Origin of the sequence: Frigoribacterium sp. 9N (genome assembly GCF_902506305.1) — a bacterium.
Taxonomy (GTDB): domain Bacteria; phylum Actinomycetota; class Actinomycetes; order Actinomycetales; family Microbacteriaceae; genus Frigoribacterium.
In genome coordinates, this window is record NZ_LR733392.1 from 1,428,557 (window position 1) to 1,446,381 (window position 17,825).

At 73.0% G+C, this 17,825-nt stretch carries 17 protein-coding genes; 10 read left to right on the forward strand and 7 right to left on the reverse strand.

Annotated elements, in window-relative coordinates; translation table 11 throughout:
* Positions 1-12 precede the first annotated feature (12 nt).
* The gene (locus tag ARTHRO9V_RS09745) at positions 13-1,146 is read left to right on the forward strand and encodes a YihY/virulence factor BrkB family protein (RefSeq protein ID WP_123571803.1); all 1,134 of its coding nucleotides are present in this window, start codon (positions 13-15) and stop codon (positions 1,144-1,146) included.
* Between the two features lie 64 nt (positions 1,147-1,210).
* On the opposite strand, the gene ARTHRO9V_RS09750 is transcribed toward ARTHRO9V_RS09745, so the two are convergent.
* From ARTHRO9V_RS09750 to ARTHRO9V_RS09765, 4 genes are all read right to left on the reverse strand, one after another.
* Positions 1,211-2,728, reverse strand: a complete 1,518-nt coding sequence (locus tag ARTHRO9V_RS09750) for an aspartate ammonia-lyase (protein WP_159826847.1) — start codon at positions 2,726-2,728, stop codon at positions 1,211-1,213.
* A 164-nt stretch (positions 2,729-2,892) separates the two neighbouring features.
* Positions 2,893-3,102, reverse strand: coding sequence for a hypothetical protein (locus tag ARTHRO9V_RS09755; RefSeq protein WP_056048161.1), 210 nt, complete (start codon positions 3,100-3,102; stop codon positions 2,893-2,895).
* Entirely contained in the window at positions 3,102-4,382 is a 1,281-nt protein-coding gene (locus tag ARTHRO9V_RS09760; RefSeq protein WP_123571804.1) for an inorganic phosphate transporter, read from the reverse strand. Before ARTHRO9V_RS09760 ends, ARTHRO9V_RS09755 begins: the two co-directional genes overlap by 1 nt.
* 109 nt (positions 4,383-4,491) lie before the next feature.
* Positions 4,492-6,051, reverse strand: a complete 1,560-nt coding sequence (locus ARTHRO9V_RS09765) for a carboxylesterase/lipase family protein (protein ID WP_159826849.1) — start codon at positions 6,049-6,051, stop codon at positions 4,492-4,494.
* A gap of 143 nt (positions 6,052-6,194) precedes the next feature.
* Between ARTHRO9V_RS09765 and ARTHRO9V_RS09770 the strand changes: the two genes are divergently transcribed.
* The 3 genes from ARTHRO9V_RS09770 to ARTHRO9V_RS09780 all read left to right on the forward strand — a co-directional run bounded on the left by ARTHRO9V_RS09770 (position 6,195) and on the right by ARTHRO9V_RS09780 (position 9,620).
* Positions 6,195-7,943 (forward strand): sodium:proton antiporter, encoded by a 1,749-nt coding sequence (locus tag ARTHRO9V_RS09770; RefSeq protein WP_123571806.1) that lies wholly within the window; start codon positions 6,195-6,197, stop codon positions 7,941-7,943.
* Positions 7,944-8,017: 74 nt separating this feature from the next.
* Positions 8,018-9,367, forward strand: a complete 1,350-nt coding sequence (locus tag ARTHRO9V_RS09775; protein ID WP_056048169.1) for an ABC transporter permease — start codon at positions 8,018-8,020, stop codon at positions 9,365-9,367.
* Positions 9,368-9,386: 19 nt separating this feature from the next.
* Entirely contained in the window at positions 9,387-9,620 is a 234-nt protein-coding gene (locus tag ARTHRO9V_RS09780; RefSeq protein ID WP_056048171.1) for a hypothetical protein, read from the forward strand.
* Between the two features lie 24 nt (positions 9,621-9,644).
* On the opposite strand, the gene ARTHRO9V_RS09785 is transcribed toward ARTHRO9V_RS09780, so the two are convergent.
* A complete protein-coding gene (locus tag ARTHRO9V_RS09785) occupies positions 9,645-9,944 on the reverse strand; it encodes a hypothetical protein (protein WP_056048172.1) in 300 nt (99 codons plus the stop codon).
* A gap of 127 nt (positions 9,945-10,071) precedes the next feature.
* The gene (locus ARTHRO9V_RS09790; RefSeq protein ID WP_056048175.1) at positions 10,072-10,569 is read right to left on the reverse strand and encodes an 8-oxo-dGTP diphosphatase; all 498 of its coding nucleotides are present in this window, start codon (positions 10,567-10,569) and stop codon (positions 10,072-10,074) included.
* 133 nt (positions 10,570-10,702) lie between these two features.
* Between ARTHRO9V_RS09790 and ARTHRO9V_RS09795 the strand changes: the two genes are divergently transcribed.
* The 5 genes from ARTHRO9V_RS09795 (at position 10,703) to ARTHRO9V_RS09815 (ending at position 14,690) form a co-directional block, all read left to right on the forward strand.
* Positions 10,703-11,056, forward strand: a complete 354-nt coding sequence (locus ARTHRO9V_RS09795; RefSeq protein ID WP_236557013.1) for a hypothetical protein — start codon at positions 10,703-10,705, stop codon at positions 11,054-11,056.
* A 49-nt stretch (positions 11,057-11,105) separates the two neighbouring features.
* Positions 11,106-11,636, forward strand: coding sequence for a hypothetical protein (locus ARTHRO9V_RS09800; protein WP_056048177.1), 531 nt, complete (start codon positions 11,106-11,108; stop codon positions 11,634-11,636).
* Between the two features lie 95 nt (positions 11,637-11,731).
* On the forward strand, positions 11,732-12,016 hold the full coding sequence (locus ARTHRO9V_RS09805) for a hypothetical protein (protein ID WP_159826851.1): 285 nt from the start codon (positions 11,732-11,734) through the stop codon (positions 12,014-12,016).
* Between the two features lie 20 nt (positions 12,017-12,036).
* A complete protein-coding gene (locus ARTHRO9V_RS09810; RefSeq protein WP_159826853.1) occupies positions 12,037-14,145 on the forward strand; it encodes a S9 family peptidase in 2,109 nt (702 codons plus the stop codon).
* 5 nt (positions 14,146-14,150) lie between these two features.
* Positions 14,151-14,690 carry a DUF1697 domain-containing protein gene (locus ARTHRO9V_RS09815; protein ID WP_159826855.1) on the forward strand — a complete coding sequence of 180 codons (540 nt, stop codon included), beginning with the start codon at positions 14,151-14,153 and terminating at the stop codon, positions 14,688-14,690.
* Positions 14,691-14,736: 46 nt separating this feature from the next.
* Here ARTHRO9V_RS09815 and ARTHRO9V_RS09820 read toward each other — a convergent pair whose 3' ends face one another.
* The gene (locus ARTHRO9V_RS09820; RefSeq protein ID WP_159826857.1) at positions 14,737-16,347 is read right to left on the reverse strand and encodes a CYTH and CHAD domain-containing protein; all 1,611 of its coding nucleotides are present in this window, start codon (positions 16,345-16,347) and stop codon (positions 14,737-14,739) included.
* Positions 16,348-16,421: 74 nt separating this feature from the next.
* On the opposite strand from ARTHRO9V_RS09820, the gene ARTHRO9V_RS09825 reads away from it, so the two are divergent.
* Entirely contained in the window at positions 16,422-17,777 is a 1,356-nt protein-coding gene (locus ARTHRO9V_RS09825) for a maltokinase N-terminal cap-like domain-containing protein (protein WP_159826859.1), read from the forward strand.
* Positions 17,778-17,825 lie beyond the last annotated feature (48 nt).

A 17,825-nucleotide genomic window follows, 5' to 3' on the forward strand; every position in this document is an offset into this window, starting at 1 on the left:
TAATCTCGCAGGATGGCCTCGACGCGTTCCCTGCCCGAGGACCCGTCGCTGGTCCGGTACGTGGTGATGCGGGTCTGGCACGATTTCCTGCGCCATCGCACCATCGACGCGGCCGGGTCGCTCACCTTCTTCTCGATGCTCGCCCTGGTGCCCGGCGCGCTCGCCCTCGTCTCGGGGGTCGCGCTGTTCGTCGACGACGGTGACGCCGTGGACGAGATCCTCTCGGTGGCCCGGTACGTCCTCACCCCCGACGCGATCGACACCCTGCGCTGGCCGCTCGAACAGATGCTCAGCCTGTCGAACCCCGGCGTCGCGTTCGGCATCGGCCTCTGGCTCACGCTGTGGTCGCTGTCGGCCTACACGACGGCGTTCGGCCGGGCCATGAACACGGCCTACGAGGTCGAGGAGGGGCGCCGCATCTGGAAGTTCCGCGGCCACATGATGATCGTCACGCTCGTCCTGATGGTGTCGTTCGCCGTCATCGCCGTCATCCTGCTGGTGACGCCCACGTTGAGCGACGCGGTGGCCGCACGGTTCGGCATCGGCCGCCCCTGGACCGACCTCTACGACGTCGTCAAGTGGCCGGTGCTCGTCGCCCTGGCCGTGCTGTCGGTCGCGATGCTCTACTTCTTCACGCCCAACGTGCGGCCACCGCGCCTGCGCTGGGTGTCGTACGGCGCCATGGTCGCCCTCGGCGGCTGGGCGCTCGCCACGGTCGGCTTCGCGGTCTACGTCGCGACGGTGTCGAACTACGACCGCTTCTACGGTTGGGTGGGCGGCGTCGTGGTCGTGTTGCTCTACGCGTACATCAGCAACTTCGTGCTCGTCATCGGCGGTGAGCTCGACAGCGAGATCCTGCGGATGCGCCAGCTCCGTCGCGGGGTGCAGGCCGAAGAGGTCATCCCCCTGCCGCTCCGCGACACGGCGCGCAACCACATCCTGGCTCGCAACCTCGCCTGGGACGTCCGGGTGGGCCGGGCGATCCGCGAGCGTGCCCTGCGCGAGAACGGCGGCGTGCTCGAACCCGACGAACTCCGGCGCGTCCACCTCCGGGGTGATCGAGACCGGCCGGCCGACGAACGGCCGCAGGCCGCTCAGCGCGCCGACCAGGTCGACCCGACCACCCACGCCCCCTCGACGTCGTAGAGGCCGCGCCTCGAGGAGGCGCGGTGCCGGTCGACCGGAACCGCGCCTCCCCGACGTGGTCGCGTCAGCCGGCGGTCTCGTCGCCCGGGTTGCGGGCGCCCGTCGTGTTGGCCGCCCGGGCCACCGCCGCGGCGGGGTCCTCGACGTCGATGACGGTGATGGCGCTCGTGATCGGCGCGAGCCCCGAGAGTCGGGCGGGCGAGAGCACCTTGCGCACCTGCTCGTCGGTCATGAGGCCCGCTGCGACGACGAGCGGCGCGATCGCCGCGTTGGTCGTCAGCGCCGTGTGGGCGATGGCCGCCGCCGCCGTGTAGCCGATGTAGGGCGTGAGCGCCGTGACGCTGCCGACGTTCGTCTCGACCTGCTGGGTCAGGCGGGCGCGGTTCGCCTCGATCCCGTCGACGCAGTTGACCCGCAGGGTCTGGCAGGCGTAGGTCATCCACTGCAGGCTCTGCATGACCGAGTGGGTGATCACGGGCTCGAACGCGTTGAGCTGGAGCTGCCCGGCCTCGGCGGCCATCGTGACCGTCACGTCGGCCCCGGCCACCGAGAACGCGACCTGGTTGACCACCTCGGGGATCACCGGGTTCACCTTGCCCGGCATGATCGAGGACCCCGCCTGGCGCGGCGGCAACGTGATCTCGCTGATGCCGGCCTGCGGACCGGACGAGAGCAGCCGCAGGTCGTTGCAGATCTTCGACAGCTTGATCGCGCTGCGCTTGAGGGCGCCGCTCAGCGTCATGAAGACGCCGGTGTCGCTCGTCGCCTCGATGAGGTCGGGGGCCGTGACGAGGTCCATGCCCGAGAGCGTGCTGAGGTGTCGCCGGACGGCGTCGGCGTAGAGCGGGTCCGCCGTGATGCCCGTGCCGATGGCCGTGGCGCCGAGGTTGATCTCACCGAGCAGCGGCACGACGTCGCGCAGACGCTGGACGTCCTCGGCCAGGGTGTGCGCGAAGCCCGTGAACTCCTGCCCGAGGGTCATGGGCACGGCGTCCTGCAGCTGGGTGCGGCCGACCTTGAGCACGTCGTGGAACTCGGCGCCCTTGGCGGCGAACGAGTCGGCGAGCAGGTCGAGCTCGACCAGGAGGCGGCGCAGGGTGAGCACCATCGCGATCTTGATCGAGGTGGGGTAGGTGTCGTTGGTGCTCTGGCTGCGGTTGACGTCGTCGATCGGGTGCAGGTGGCGGTACTCGCCCTTGGCGTGGCCGAGCAGCTCGAGGGCGCGGTTGGCGATGACCTCGTTGCTGTTCATGTTGGTGGACGTGCCGGCGCCGCCCTGGATGACCCCGACGGCGAACTGGTCGTGCAGCGCGCCCCCGCGGATCTCTTCGCAGGCGCGTTCGATGGCCTCGGCCTTGACCGGGTCGAGCACGCCGATCTCGACGTTGGCGCGGGCCGCCGCCTGCTTCACGAGGGCGAGGGCCGTGACGAGGTCGGGATAGACCGAGATCGGCCGCTGCGAGATCGGGAAGTTCTCGAGCGCCCGGGCGGTGTGGATGCCCCAGTAGACGTCGGCGGGCACCTCGCGGCTGCCCAACGAATCGGTCTCGGTGCGGGTCGGTGCTGCTGTCTCGGTCGTCACGTGTGGTGAGCCTCCGTCGTCAGTCGGGGCCCGGTCGTCGTCGACCGGACGCTTCCGTCGAGCCTACCGGCGGGACCGCGGACGGGCCGTTCCCGCGGAGGCGCGGGGCGGCCGTCCGAGAGGGGTCCCGCCCTGGGGACGAGACGAGCCGGGGTGGCCGAGGGTCAGCGGTGGAAACCCGGGACGATGAGGTAGATGCCGTACAGCACGCCGAGGGCGCAGACGACGAAGCAGGCGTACCCCGCGGCGGTGCGGACGGGCGTGCGGCCCTCGACGGTCAGGAGGCGCAGGCCCAGCGAGTAGAGCGAGACGAGGGCGGCCGCGGAGAAGAGCGCCACGAGCGCGACCACGAGGAAGGCGGACCAGTCGATCATCAGCGCACCTCGTCGTCGGTCGGGACCGGACCCCGGGGGGCGGGGACGGGCTCGGGTGGGTCGTCCATGCGGACGAACGGGGCCTCGACCCCGGACGCGGGAGTGTCGACGCGGCCCTTGCGGACGGCGCGTCGGGCACGGCGGCGCGAGAGCACCGAGGTGGCGGCGACGTCGACCTCGATGGCCGAGCCCTGGTCGTGCGGCCGGCGGCGGGAGATGACGAAGATCCCCGCGATGACGACGGCACCGACGGCGGCGTCGATCACGAGCCCCGCGACGCCGAGCGTGGCGATCAGGGCCGCGACGGCGCCGACCGCCGCCGAGGCGGGCAACGTGATGAACCAGGCGACGACGATCTTGCCGGCGGTGCCCCATTGGATCTTCGAGCCGCGGCGTCCGAGGCCGGCACCGATGATCGAGCCGCTCGCGACCTGCGTCGTCGACAGCGCGAAGCCCAGGTGGCTGGAGGCCAGCACGGTCGCGGTCGTCGACGCCTCGGCGGAGAAGCCCTGGGTGGGCTTGACCTCGGTCAGACCGCCGCCCATGGTCTGGATGATGCGCCAGCCGCCGGTGTAGGTGCCCAGGGCGATGGCGAACGCGCAGACGACGACCACCCAGAACGGCGGGCCGGAGTCGGGCGTGAGCAACCCGCCCGCGATCAGCGTGAGCGTGATGACGCCCATGGTCTTCTGCGCGTCGTTCGTGCCGTGCGCGAGGGCGACCAGCGACGACGTGAAGATCTGGCCGTAGCGGAACCCGCCGCGCTCGCTCTTGTCGTCGCGGCGTCGGGTGATCGTGTAGGCGAGCCGCGTGGCGGTGTACCCCACGACGCCGGCGATCAACGGCGCGAGCAGGGCGGGCAGGACGACCTTCGACAGCACGACGCCGAAGTCCACCGACCCCATGCCGGCACCGACGATCGCCGCACCGATCAACCCGCCGAACAAGGCGTGCGAGGAACTCGAGGGCAACCCTCGCAGCCACGTGAACATGTTCCAGACGACGGCGCCGATGAGGCCCGCGAAGATCATCTCGGGGGTGATCTGCACCCCGCCGTCCCCCTCGCGGATGATGCCGCCGGAGACGGTCTTCGCGACCTCGGTGCTGAGGAAGGCGCCGACGAGGTTGAGGATCGCGGCCACCGTGACGGCGACCTTGGGCTTCATCGCGCCGGTCGCGATCGGGGTCGCCATGGCGTTGGCCGTGTCGTGGAACCCGTTCGTGAAGTCGAAGAAGAGAGCCAGCGCGATGACCAGGACGACGATGAGTGTGATGTCCACCGGCCTGAGTGTCACAGGTGGGTGGACGCGGGTCAACTCGGTGGTGACCAGCGGGGTACATCCCGGTGAACGGCGGGTGACGCGGACCGTCGCGCGGCCGGGGCGCGCCTCACACGTGCGGGACGAAGTCCTGCCAGGCCCGGCGCCGTTCGCCCCGCGGATCGTGCTCGACGCGGTCGCGGGCGTCGATGATGAGGGTGCGTCGGCGGTGCGGGTCGTAGGTCGGCCAGTCGGCGACCGCCCCGGTGCGGACGAACTCGAGCCAGCGGGAACGCGTCCGCGCCGCCGTGCGCAGGAACGCCCGACGGCCGCCCAGGAGGCTCATCGCCCACCCGAACGCGGAGCCCATCCGGTCGTAGATCGCCCAGAGCTCGAGACCGTGGAACGCGTCCACCCCGACCGTGCGGAGGATGCGCGTCGTGGCGTCGAAACGGTAGAACCGGACCGGCTGGTGGACCGCGTGCCGCTCGGCCACCTTGACGCTCGGGAACCAGAACGCGTAGTCACCGCCGAAGTCGAGGGCGGCCGGGCGGGCGGGCAGCCCCGGGTAGTGCTTCTTGATCGCCTTCCGGGCCTTCTTCTCGGTCGCGGCGAAGATGGCCCGGATGCGGGGCTTCGTCGTGGCGAGGATGTCGCGGCGGCCGGTGAACACCGACCCCTCGCGGTCGTTCGTGCCGATGATCAGAGGCACCGGGTGGGCCCGGCCCGCCTTGAAGGCGTCGAGCGGGCGTTCGGGCAGGAAGTCGCCGTCGATGACGGGGCTGAAGCAGATCGTCCCCGGATCCTCGTCCGGGGTGCGCAACTGCAACCGGCTGGCGGCCCGGACGATCGCCGTCGTCGGTGCCTCGGCGAGCATCGTCGCCGCGTCGTCGACGCTCGTGGCCTCGAGGTCGTCGTCGCGCAGGTCGTGGGCGAGCAGCTCGAGGAACTCGCCCGCCCAGCGCCGCGTCACGTCCGGCGGGTAGATGGCGTTCGGCGGTGCGCTCTGGGCGACGACCCCCCGGAAGAGGCCGCGAGCGCGCGGCACCGTCATGAGGGTCGTCACGGCGTTGCCGCCGGAGCTCTCGCCCGACACGGTGACCCGGCCGGGGTCGCCGCCGAACGCGGCGACGTTGTCGCGGACCCACTCGAGGGCGGCGACCTGGTCGCGCAGCCCGAGGTTCGAGTCGAACGGGCGGTCCTCGGTCGCCCAGTGGCTGAAGTCCAGGTAGCCGAAGGCGCCCAGCCGGTAGTTCAGGCTCACGTAGACGATGCCGCCCTCACGGACGAGCGTCTCGCCCTGTCTCGGGAACTCTCGCGACGACCCCACGCTGTACGCGCCTCCGTGGACGAACACGAGGACGGGCAGCCCGTCGCCCGGTGCCGTGCCCTCCGGTGCGACCACGTTGACCGTCAGGCAGTCCTCGCTGAGCGGGGTGGTGGCGTCGACGCCCACGAACTGCACGCGGTCCTGCGGGGCTGCGGGTCCGAACCGGCCGGCGTCGCGGACGCCCGTCCACGCCGCCGGCGCCTCGGGGGCCCGGAAACGGAGGCGCCCCACGGGTGGTGCGGCGAAGGGGATGCCGCGCCAGGCGAGCACGCCGCGCTCCCGCACGCCGCGGACCTCGCCCGAGCGGGTGGTGCGGACGAGGTCGGGGGCCGGGACGGTCGCCCGGGGCTGTGCGGTCACGGAGCGATGCTACGGGTGGTCGGACGGTCGACCGGGGCCGTTCACCCGACGTTCTCCTAGGGGGTGCCTGGGAGGATGGTCGGGACTTTGCAGTCGATGCACATCGCACGGCTGCCCCGACGACTGGACGGAGCCCGGCTCACATGGAACTCGGCGAGCTGCTGATCATCTTGACCGGGTCGCTCGTCGTGACCGCCTTCGCCCGCTGGCGCGGCCTGCCCGCCCCCCTGCTGACGGTGGGCGTCGCCCTGCTCGTCTCGTTGATCCCCGGCGTGCCCGACATCGAGATCGACTCCGAGGTCATCCTGACCGTGGTCCTGCCGCCGCTGCTCTACTCGGCCGCCCTCGACGTCTCGCTGCTGAACTTCCGGGAGAGCCGCGTGCAGATCGCCCGGCTGGGGGTCGGTGCCGTGATCGTGACGGCCTTCGCCGTCGGGGGCGTCGCCTACGTGATGATCCCCGACATGACCCTTCCGGCCGCCCTCCTCGTCGGGGCGGTGGTCGCGCCTCCCGACGCCGTGTCGGCGGCCGCCATCGGCCGGAAGCTCGGCCTGCCGCGCAAGGTGATGACCGTGCTGTCGGGCGAGAGCCTGATCAACGACGCCGCGTCGCTCACCCTGGTCAAGGTGTTCCTGGCGATCGTGGGCGGTGCCAGCCTCACGCTCTGGGACGACCTCGGCATCTTCGGCCTCGCGATCGGCGTCGGCGTCGCGGTCGGTCTGGTCCTCGGCTTCGTCGCCCACCGCGTGCGCATGCGGATCGACGACCCCGTGGTCGAGAACGTCATCGGCCTGCTGCTGCCGTTCATCGCGTACATCGCCGCCGAGGAGCTGAGCGGCTCCGGCGTGCTGGCGGTCGTGGCCGCGGGCCTCTACGTCGGCTTCAACTCGCCCCGCACGGGCTACGCGACCCGGCTGCAGGAGCGCCCGTTCTGGTCCGCCGCCGACGTCCTGCTCGAAGGGTTCGTGTTCGCCCTGATCGGCCTCCAGCTGCGTGCCGTCGTGCTCGACGTCAGCGAGAGCGAGCGCGGCCTCGGACAGAGCGTCGGCGTCGCCCTCGCCGTCCTCGCCGTGGTCGTCCTCGTGCGCCCGGTCTTCGTGTTCGGCACCTACCACGCAGCCCGCGCCGGCCGGTACCTCTTCCTCTCGACGGTGCTCCGGAAGCTTCGCCGGGTGCCCGCGCTCCGCCGGCTGCGGCGGGCGCCGGCTCTGCGAACGGTGCGCTACCACCCCCAACCCCGCATGGACTGGCGACAGCTGAGCGTCATCTCGTGGACCGGCATGCGGGGCGTGGTGACCCTCGCCGCCGCCGTGTCGATCCCGGCCGTCACCGAGTCGAGCATCCCCGTGCCGGCGCGCGACACCATGTTCCTCATCGCGTTCATCGTCACGGTCGGCACCCTGCTGCTGCAGGGGCTCACGCTGCCGGTCGTCATCAGGGTGCTCGGCGTCCGGGACGACACGCAGCGCGACCGTGACCTCGCCGCCGAGCTGGCGGTCTTCGCGACGAGCACGGACGAGACCATGGCCTACGTCGCGGAACGGCGTGCCGACTGGGAGAAGCGCTGGGGTCCCGAGCTCACCGAACGCGCCGTCCTGCTCGCGACGACGCGGCTGCTGCGGCAGAACGAGGCGCTGCAGCGCACGGCCGTCGACGACGCCGACGAACGGGACGTCTCGGGGGCGACGGCCGCCCAGCGCGCCCGCCGTCGAGCGGCGCCCCAGGCGCTCGGCTCGATCCGACGCGAGCTGCTCGCCAAACGCCGCGAGGTGGTGCTGCGCGAGCGCGACGCCGGGGCCCTCGACGAGGAGGTCATGAGGCGCGTGCTGCTCGGGCTCGACGCCGAGGAGCTCGCCATGGACACCTCGGCCTTCACGAGCACGAGGTCGTGACGCCGCCGCGGCGTATCGTGAGCGGGACCGGCGACGAGACGGGAACACGACCGAGAGCAGGAGGGCGCGGCACCGTGGCGACCACGACGAACCAGACGACCACGGACGACGCGGGAGGGCCGCCCAAGCCCGAGCTCGGACGGTACCGTCGCTGGTACTCGACCCTCCACCCGTCGCTGCAGCTGATCGGCCTGCAGCTCTGGCTGCCGCTGTTCTTCATCGTCGGCTTCTGCCTCTGCTACATCGCGGCCTTCCACGCCCCCCACCCGCACGACGTCCCCGTCGCGGTCGTCGGGTCCTCGTCGGCCGCCGCCGACCTGCAGACGGGCCTCGACGACGCCCGCCCCGGCGTGATCGACGTCCGCGCCTACGGCTCCGCCGACGAGGCCGAGGAGGCGGTGCTCGCCGGACGCGTCGCCGTGGCCTACGACCCGGCCGAGACCACGATCTACACCGCGAGCGCCCACCAGTACCAGGTCGCCGCCCTCATCCCGGCGACGATCACCCCCGTGCTCGAGGCCCAGGGGGTCACGCCCACCGTCACGGACCTGGCACCGCTGCCCGCGAACGACGAGTACGGCACCGTGTCGATGTACCTCATGCTCTCGTGGTGCATCGGCGGCTACATGGTGGCGATGTTCATCGGGCTGATGGGCGCCCCGCTCCGCCACCGCACCCGGATGACGGTGATCGGCGTCGGCGGCGGCGTGATCTCGCTCGTGACGAACGTCCTCGCCGGGCCGGTGATCGGGGCCGTCGACGGGCACTTCGTGCCGCTCTTCTTCATCGCCTGGGCCTGGATCATCGCGATCGGCCTCGCGGTCAACGGCATCAGCTACTTCGTCGGACGGTTCGTCGCCCTGCCCGCGATGATCGTGTTCGTCTTCCTGTCCATGCCGTCCTCGGGTGCCGCCTACCCCGCATGGTTCATGCCCCAACCGTTCGCGTGGCTCAACGCCGTCGTCGTCGGGAGCGGCATCACCGAGATGCTCAAGCGCGTGCTCTACGGCGTGGGCCCCGGCTACGGCCGCGGCGTGACGATGATGCTCTGCTACGCCGCTCTCGGCATCGTGCTGATGCTCGTCGGCAAGCGCTGGTGGGAGAGCCGCCGCATCGCCCGCATCGTGTCCGGCCGCACGACGATGTTCGCCGACGCCCAGAACGCGAACCGCGAGTTCCTCGTCGCCGAGCGCGACGAGGTGCTCGCCCGCCACGGCCTCGTGGCGACGGACACGGGCACGATCAACACGATCCCGGCGGACGAACGCGACGACCTCGGTGACCCCGGCGAGCGGGGCGACATGTTCCTCGGTGCACCCGGCGGGCTCGAGAACGACGAGCTCGCGACGCGACCCGTGCGCGTCGTCCCGAGCGACCGGATCGGGTCGGGGCACCCCGGGCGCGAGGACGGCGTCGCGCGCTGAGGCGGTACCCTCGACGCTCGTGACCACGACCACCCTGCACCGCCTGCTCGTCGCCCTCGCCGTCCTGCTGCTCGTCGCGGCCGGGGCCCTCTACGTCCTCTCGGTGACGCTGGCACCACAGGGCGGTCCCGACGTGGCGGCGCGCTTCGTCGGCTACGCCTGGTTCGCGGTCGTCGGTGCCGTGCTCACCGGCGTCGTCGACTTCTTCGTACGCGCGGGTCTGTCGCGCACCGGGACCCGACGCGGACGCTGACCCCGCCCGGACGGGGTGTCGGGCTCAGACGAGTCGTGCCTCGGCGGTCGAGGCACGTCGCTCGGCCAGCTCGATCGCCGCGAGGCGTTCGATGCGCTGCCACCGCGCGGCCGTGGCGGCCATGCCCGCGACGAGGGCGACCACGCCGAGGCTCGAGAGCGCCAGCAGGACGCCGCCGAAGGCGGCCCCCACCACGACGACGACGAGGCCGAGGGCCCAGGCCACCGCGGGCAGCCAGAGCGGCAACGACAGCTGGCGGGGCGCCACGGCGGTGCGGGCCGGGCTCCGGAGCGTGGTCGTGGTCAGGCCGTCGTAGCTGGTCATGTCGCTCCCCGTGAGATCCGTCCGACGGCGGGGATCTCCCCGTGATCCGTCTCGGAACCGACCCTAAGCGGAGCACGGCGCCACCGCGCCCCCCTCTGCGAGGGCCAGGCGTCCGGGCCGGAACGCCTCAGGGGCCGGCGTGTTCCGCCGGCAGCGGAGCGTCGGAGGCCACCGTCGCGAGGTCGGCCGCGAAGACGAACGTCCGGGTGACCCGTCCCCCGGCGAGCACACCGGGCAGCCAGTGCGACGCGTCGTCCCACATCTCGTCCAGGGGCAGCTCGTCGAGGTCGAACCACCGGGGCACCAGCTCGTCGCTCTCGGCGGGGTCGCCGCGCCACGCGGTGACGACGAAGACCGTCGACCGCTGGCTCCAGCTCTCACGGTGCGGGAAGAGGTAGAGCAGGTCGCCCCTCCGGTCGAGGTCCGACGCGAGCACCTCGACGCCGCTCTCTTCCGCGATCTCGCGGACCACCGCCTCCTGCACGCCCTCCCCCGGCTCGAGCTTGCCCCCGAGGCCCACCCAGTGCCCCGTGCCGAGTCCGCGCTTCTTGCGTCCCAGCAGGACCTGCCGACGCCCCTCGTGCTCCCGCAACAGGTAGGCGACGCAGACGCGGTAGACCGGCATGCCGGAAGGCTACCGGCTGTCGTCCCGCCCACAGGGCGGACGGCAGGAGGGCGGACGGCAGGAGGGCTGACGGCAGGAGGCGCGGGCCGCGTCCCCGGGAACCGCACGACGCCTCGCGCGTAGGCTCGTCGGCATGTCCGAAGCACGATCGAGCGGGAGGCGACGCCCCGGGCCCGAGTTCCGCGGCGCCGGCCGGAGCCTCGAGGTGCTGCGCGCCGAGGCCCACGACGAGCTCTCCGCCCTGATCGAACTGCGCTGCCGCAACGGCGAGGACCCCTGGGACGTCATCCCCGGGCTCCCCACCGTCGACGAGCAGGTCGTGATCTCGCTGCGGGCCGACGCCCTGGGCACCGACGGCCTGCCGACCGCGACGGGGCTCGGTCTCGCCGACGAGCTCGGCTACCTGCGCACCATCGCGTTGTGGCACCCCGAGCTGTCACGGGCCGTCTGGTCGCTCATGGGGCGGCTCGACGACGCCTCTCGCTGACCGCGCCTCGCCCGACCCGGCTGTCGGTGGTCCGCCGTAGCGTGGCCCCATGAGCTGGTGGGACGTCGTGACCGTGACCGTGGGTGCCTTCGTGGGTGCCGGGGCGGCGTTCGCGTCGAACCTGCTCGTGCGGCTGATCGAGTCGCGCCGGCGCGAGGCGTCGGCCCTCAACGAGCTGATCACCGAGATCCACTTCCGGCGCGTGCTGCGCCGGGTGGCACCGAGGCTCAGCCCCAACCCCCGCGCCCTCGACCCCGTCTACGAGCAGGCCCGTCATTCGATCTCGGCCCTGCGGGGTGAGATCCGGCGGGCGCGACGGGCGCTCCGTCCTCGCTCGTCGGCCCTGCCCGTGCTCAACGAGATGACGCTGGCGTGCAACACCTTCCTCGACGACAGCGACGACGCCCCCGAGCGCTACCGCCTGCACCTCATGCAGCTGCACGCCCGGCTCAACGCCTCGGTGAGGCGGCTGCGCTCCGACCGCCGGTCCATCTCCGACCTCGAACCCGGCGAGGCGCACCTCGGCGCCACCGTCCAGGGGTTGAGCGCGCCCACCACGGCCCTGCCCGTCGACGACTGACCGCCGCCGGGTCGGACGCCGACCCGCGTCAGGGCCGGCCGCCGCCCGACGGCCTGGCCGGACGTCACCGAGGAGGCGCGGGTACCGTCCCCCGCATGAGCGACCGAGACCAGACCCCGGCCCCCGACACCACCCCCCGCGACGACGCGTCCGGCGCGAGCGAGACGGTCGACCCGGCCGGGCACGACGTCGACGCGACGTACACCGTCCCCGGGACGCACTCCGAGTCGGCCGCCGAGAAGGCCGGCACCCCCGAGCAGGCGATCGACGAGGCCCGCGAGGGCGAGGCGCCCGACCCGGCCGACGTCCACGTCGCCTCGGACGAGTACCCCGAGGTGCCGGCCTTCAACGGCATCACGGCCAGCGACCGCTCCGTCTGAGCCGCCGTTAGGCTCGGGTGATGGCCTCCGTTCCCGCTCCCCGTGCCCCCCAGAAGCCCGTCACCCGGTCGCACCACGGCCACGACTTCGTCGACGACTACGAGTGGCTCCGTGCCAAGGACGACCCCGAGGTCGTGGCGCACCTCGAGGCAGAGAACGCGCACACCGAGGCCGAGACGGCCCACCTCGCCGTTCTGCGGCAGACGGTCTTCGACGAGATCAAGGGCCGGGTGCAAGAGACCGACCTGGGCGTCCCGGTCCGTGAGGGTTCGTGGTGGTACTACTCGCGCACGGCCGAGGGGCAGCAGTACGGCATCCACTGCCGCGCACCGATCACCGGGCCCGACGACTGGACTCCCCCGTCGATCGAGGCGGGCGAGGCCGCCGAGGGCGAGCAGGTGCTGCTCGACGGCAACGCCGAGGCCGAGGGGCACGACTTCTTCTCGATCGGCAGCTTCGACGTCTCGCCCGACGGCACCCTGCTCGCCTACGCGGTCGACGTCGAGGGCGACGAGCGCTACACGCTGCGCATCCGCGACCTGGCGACCGGCCGCGACCTCGACGACGTGGTCACCGGCACGGCCGCCGGCGCCCTGTTCGACGCCACCGGTCGCTACGTCTTCTACCCCACCGTCGACGAGTCCTGGCGGCCCGACACCATCTGGCGTCACGAGGTCGGGCAGCCCGGCGACGACGTCACGGTGTTCACCGAGACCGACGACCGCTACTGGATCGGGGTGGGCCTCACGCGCAGCCGCCAGTACCTCGTCGTCGACGTCGGGTCGAAGATCACGAGCGAGACCTGGCTGCTCGACGCGGCCGACCCGACCGGCGAGTTCCGGGTCGTCTGGCCGCGGCGCGAGGGCGTCGAGTACGACGTCGAGCACGCGATCGTCGCGGGCAGCGACCGCCTGCTCATCGTCCACAACGACGGCGCCGAGAACTTCGAGCTCGTCGACGTGCCGGCCGACGACCCCACGTCGACGACCGACCGCCGCGTCATCGTCGAGCACCGCGCCTCCGTCCGGCTCGAGTCCGTCGACGCGTTCTCCGGCCACCTCGTGGTCGAGTACCGTCGCGACGCGCTGCCGCGCTTCGCGGTCGTGCCGCTCGGTCCCGACGGGTACGGCGAGGTCTCCGAGGTCGGCTTCGACGAGCCGCTGTTCGCCGCCGGCGCGGGCGGCAACCCGGAGTTCCACCAGCCGACCGTCCGCTTCGGGTACACCTCGTTCGTCACGCCGTCGACGGTCTACGACCTCGACGTCCGCACGGGCGAGCGTCACCTCCTCAAGCGTCAGAACGTGCTCGGCGGCTACGACCCGGCCGACTACGACCAGGCCCGCGAGTGGGCCACGGCGGCCGACGGCACCCGCGTGCCCGTCTCGCTCGTCTGGCGCCGTGACGCCGTCCCCGCCAAGGGGCCCTCGCCCGTGCACCTCTACGGCTACGGCTCGTACGAGCACAGCATCGATCCGGGCTTCAGCGTCGCCCGCCTGTCGCTGCTCGACCGCGGAGTCGTCTTCGCGGTCGCCCACGTCCGCGGCGGCGGCGAGCTGGGACGCTCCTGGTACGAGGACGGCAAGACGCTCACCAAGAAGAACACCTTCACCGACTTCGTCGCCGTCGCCGACCACCTGATCGCCGAGGGCCGCACGACCCCCGAGCTGATGGTCGCCGAGGGCGGCAGCGCGGGCGGCCTGCTGATGGGCGCGGTGGCGAACATCGCCCCCGACCGGTTCGCCGGCATCGTCGCGGCCGTCCCGTTCGTCGACGCCCTGACGAGCATCCTCGACCCCGACCTGCCGCTCACCGTGATCGAGTGGGACGAGTGGGGCGACCCCCTGCACGACGCCGAGGTCTACGAGTACATGCGCGGTTACAGCCCGTACGAGAACGTGCGCGACGACGTGACCTACCCGCGCATCCTCGCCGTGACCTCGATCAACGACACCCGGGTGCTCTACGTCGAACCCGCCAAGTGGGTGGCGCGGCTGCGCGAGGTCGACGCCCCGGTGCTGCTGAAGACCGAGATGTCGGCCGGGCACGGCGGCGTCAGCGGACGGTACGAGTCCTGGCGCGAGCGGGCGTTCGAGATCGCGTGGATCCTCGACGTCCTCGGGCGGGCCTGACGAGCGTGGACCACGTCGCCCTGCTGCGGGGCGTCAACGTCGGCACGGCCAAACGGGTGGCCATGGCCGACCTGCGGCGCGTGGCCGCCGACCTCGGCTTCGAGCGCCCCGAGACGCTGCTCAACAGCGGCAACCTGGTGTTCGGGGCGTCGTCGCGGCTCGGTGCCGACGACGCCGCCGGGCTCCGGGCGGCGATCGCCCGGGCCACCGGCGTCGACGCCGACCTGGTGCTGCTCGACGCCGAGCGCTTCACGCGGCTGGCCGTGGCGAACCCCCTCCGACGCGAGGAGCGCGAGCCGAAGCTGCTGTCGGTCGCGTTCGCCGAGGTGCCGGGCGCGCTCGACGGGGTGGCGCCTCCCGACGTCGACCTGGGCGACGAAGAGATCGTGGTCTCGCCCGACGCCGTCCGCCAGTGGCTGCCGGCAGGCGTGCTCGCCTCGCGGGTGCCGGCGGCCTGGTGGCGGGGGCTGCCGACTCCGGTCACGGCCCGGAACGACGCGACCGTGCGCAAGCTCGAGGCGCTGCTCGCCCGCCGCTCCGCCTGACCCCTTCCGCGCCCGAGGTCCGACGTCAGAGGTCGGCGTCCCGACGTCAGAGGTCGGCGGCGGCGCGGCGGAAGCGGCGGAGGGCGTCGTCGGCACGGGCGGACTCGAGGGTGGCCAGCACGCCGTAGCCGAAGCCGTCCTCGTCCGACCGGTTCGCGAGCGTCGCGACCTCGCGCATCGTCCGCACCGCCGCGAGGGCGTCGCGGTGCTCGCCGAGGGCGTCCTGGACGGCCTCGGCCCGGCGGGCCCGGCCGCGGCCCGATCCGCTGCGGGCCCGGTCGGCCTCGAGGGCGTACCGCAGTCGTCGGGCGGCCTTCCGCACGTCGTGCAGGACCGGGAGCGCGTCCACGGCGCCTGCGCGGTCCGTCGCGTCCACGGCCGCCAGCCCTGCCCGGACCGCCCGCCTCGTCCGCTTCCGCTCGGCCCGCAGCCGCGCGGCCGAGAGGTCGGCGGCCGGGTCGGTGGCGTGGTCCCCCGTCGCCGGGGCCGCCACGATCGCGTCGACCGCGTCCAGCAGGTCAAACCAGGCGCCCGAGTCGAGCAGGCGACGCACGTCACCGACGGCCTCGTCGAGTCGTTCGCCGAGCCGGGCGTCGATCCGCCCCGTGACCTGGGCGGCCACGAAGCCCTCCGGAGCCGAGGAGGCGCGGGTCGCCACCCGGCCTCGCGCCACCTCGACGTCCCGAGCGGCACCCGAGACGTGGCCGACGTGGCGGGCACCCGCCACGACGGCGGCGGCGAGCCCGGGGTCGAGGACGCCGTCCCACACGGTCAGCAGGGCGCGCAGCCGCCGGGTCGTGGTCCGCAGCCGATGGACCGCATCCGGCCGGCCGTCGCGCACGGCGGCGTCCACCGCGAGCAGGTCGTCACGGAGACCCGTGGCGGCGGTCGCGACGAAGGCCGCCGCCGACTTCTTCTTCGGGGCCGGGGTGGCCGGGGCAGGCACGACCGTCGAGGCGGCCCCGCCGGCGCCGTCGCCCGACGCCGCCGGCACCGCGAGTTCCGAACCCAGCCCTCTGGCCAGCTTCGACTTCGACGACGAGAGCGACGCACCGGCCGCCTCCAGCCGCTCCGCGACCGCGTCGAGCAGCCGCTCGCCCTCGTCGCCGTCGACGCCCGGCGCGAGCTCGACCTCCCACTCGCGCCAGGTGCGCAGCACGCCCGTGTCGGGGTTCGACGCCCGCACCACGTCGTCGGCGAGTTCGGCCAGCTCGCGGTCCGAGCCGTCGAGCAGGCGGGTCACGGTGCGCGTCGTCTCGAGTCGGAGCACGGGGTGCACCGGCCGGCCCCGCAGCCGCGCCTCGACCAGCCGGCGCAGCGCGTCCGGCACGGGCTCGCCGGGGTCGCCGAGCGGCCAGTGGACCTCGCGGCGCCCGGTCGTGCCGGCCGACGGCGGCAGCTTGAGGTGCCATCCGGCGTCGCCACCGCCCTCGCGCCTCCTCAGGGTGGTCCGGGCCCCGAGCAGCGTGTGGTCGACGGTGTCCCAGTAGGTCGCGGCGAGCTCGACGGGGTCGTCGTGCCCCACGCCGTCGACGACGAGCGCCTCGGCGGCGCCGCCCCCCACCCCGACCAGGTCGGGCACCCCGGCACTCTCGTGGACGTCGTACTTGCGTTCGATCTCGGTCTGTTCGGTGCGGCGCGGTGATGCGGGGCTCATCCCTCCGTTCTAGTCGGGAGGCCTGGTGACCGGCCTCCCGGACCCCGCGGGGCGGCCCGGCGTAGGGTCGTCGCATGAGCGATGTGGCACCGATTCTTGCCGGATGGATGGCGCGTCAGCGCTGGTACGCGACCAAGGGACGAACGCCCGCCCTGCGGGTGATCGGATCGTTCGAGGCCGAGGTGGACGACGCCCTCACCATGACGCTGCTGATCATCGACGAGGCGGCGGACGTCCCCGTCCTCTACCAGGTGCCCCTCGTCAGCCGCGCGACCCCCCTGCCCGGCGGCGACGCGGCCTTCATCGGCTCGGCCGACGGACGCTACCTCTACGACGGTCCCCACGACCCGGCCTACGCCCGGGAGTTGCTGCGCACCATGTCCGCCGAGGCGCACGTGGTGGGTGCCGACGTCACGGTCGACGGCACACGAATCGTCGACCCCGGGCAGGTGCGTCGCTCGCGCGTGCTCTCGGGCGAACAGTCGAACACCTCGATCGTCTACGACGTCGAGGGCGGCCCCGTCGACCAGGTCATCGCGAAGGTCTTCCGGGTGCTGCACCACGGCGACAACCCGGACGTCACCACCCAGGCCGCCCTGACCCGTGGCGGGTCGACGCACGTCCCCTCGTCGTTCGGCTCGTTGCGCGCGACCTGGCCCGACGTCGGGCGCGAGGGCGGGACGGCCACCGGCCACCTCGCCTTCTCGCAGGAGTTCCTCCCCGGCCTCGAGGACGCCTGGCGCGTGGCCCTGACGGCGGCGGCCGACGGTACCGACTTCACCGCCGAGGCCCACGCGCTCGGCGTCGCCGTCGCCGAGGTGCACGCGACCCTCGCCGCCGACCTGGGCACGGTCCCCGCGGGCGACGACGAGATCGCCGGGGCCCTGACGAGCATGCGTCGACGCATCACGACCGCGTCGCGCGAGGTGCCGCAGATCGCCGAGCACGCCGCCGCGATCGGAGCCGTCTACGACGCGGCCGAGCACCTGCACTGGCCCGACCTGCAGCGCATCCACGGCGACCTCCACCTCGGTCAGGCCCTGCTCTCGCCCGAGCGCGGCTGGATGCTCATCGACTTCGAGGGCGAGCCCCTGCGGCCGATGCCCGAGCGCTCGCGCCCCGACCTGCCGATCCGCGACATCGCGGGCATGCTGCGGTCGTTCGACTACGTGGCCGGTTCGCTGGCGCAGGAGGCCGTCCCGGTGGACGCCGCGGCCTGGGCGCACGACGCCCGCCGCGCGTTCGTCGACGGGTACGTCGCCTCGTCCGGCGTCGACGTCCGGGCCGCCCGGGCCCTGCTCGACGCGTTCGAGATCGACAAGGCCGTGTACGAGGCGATCTACGAGAGCCGCAACCGGCCGGACTGGATCGACATCCCGCTCGCGGCCGTCGCCCGGCTCGCCGCACGTAGCGCTCCCGCCGCCGGCTGAGCCGGGCGGGCAGGGTCGCCAGGCGTCCCCCGCGTGGCGGGCAGGGTC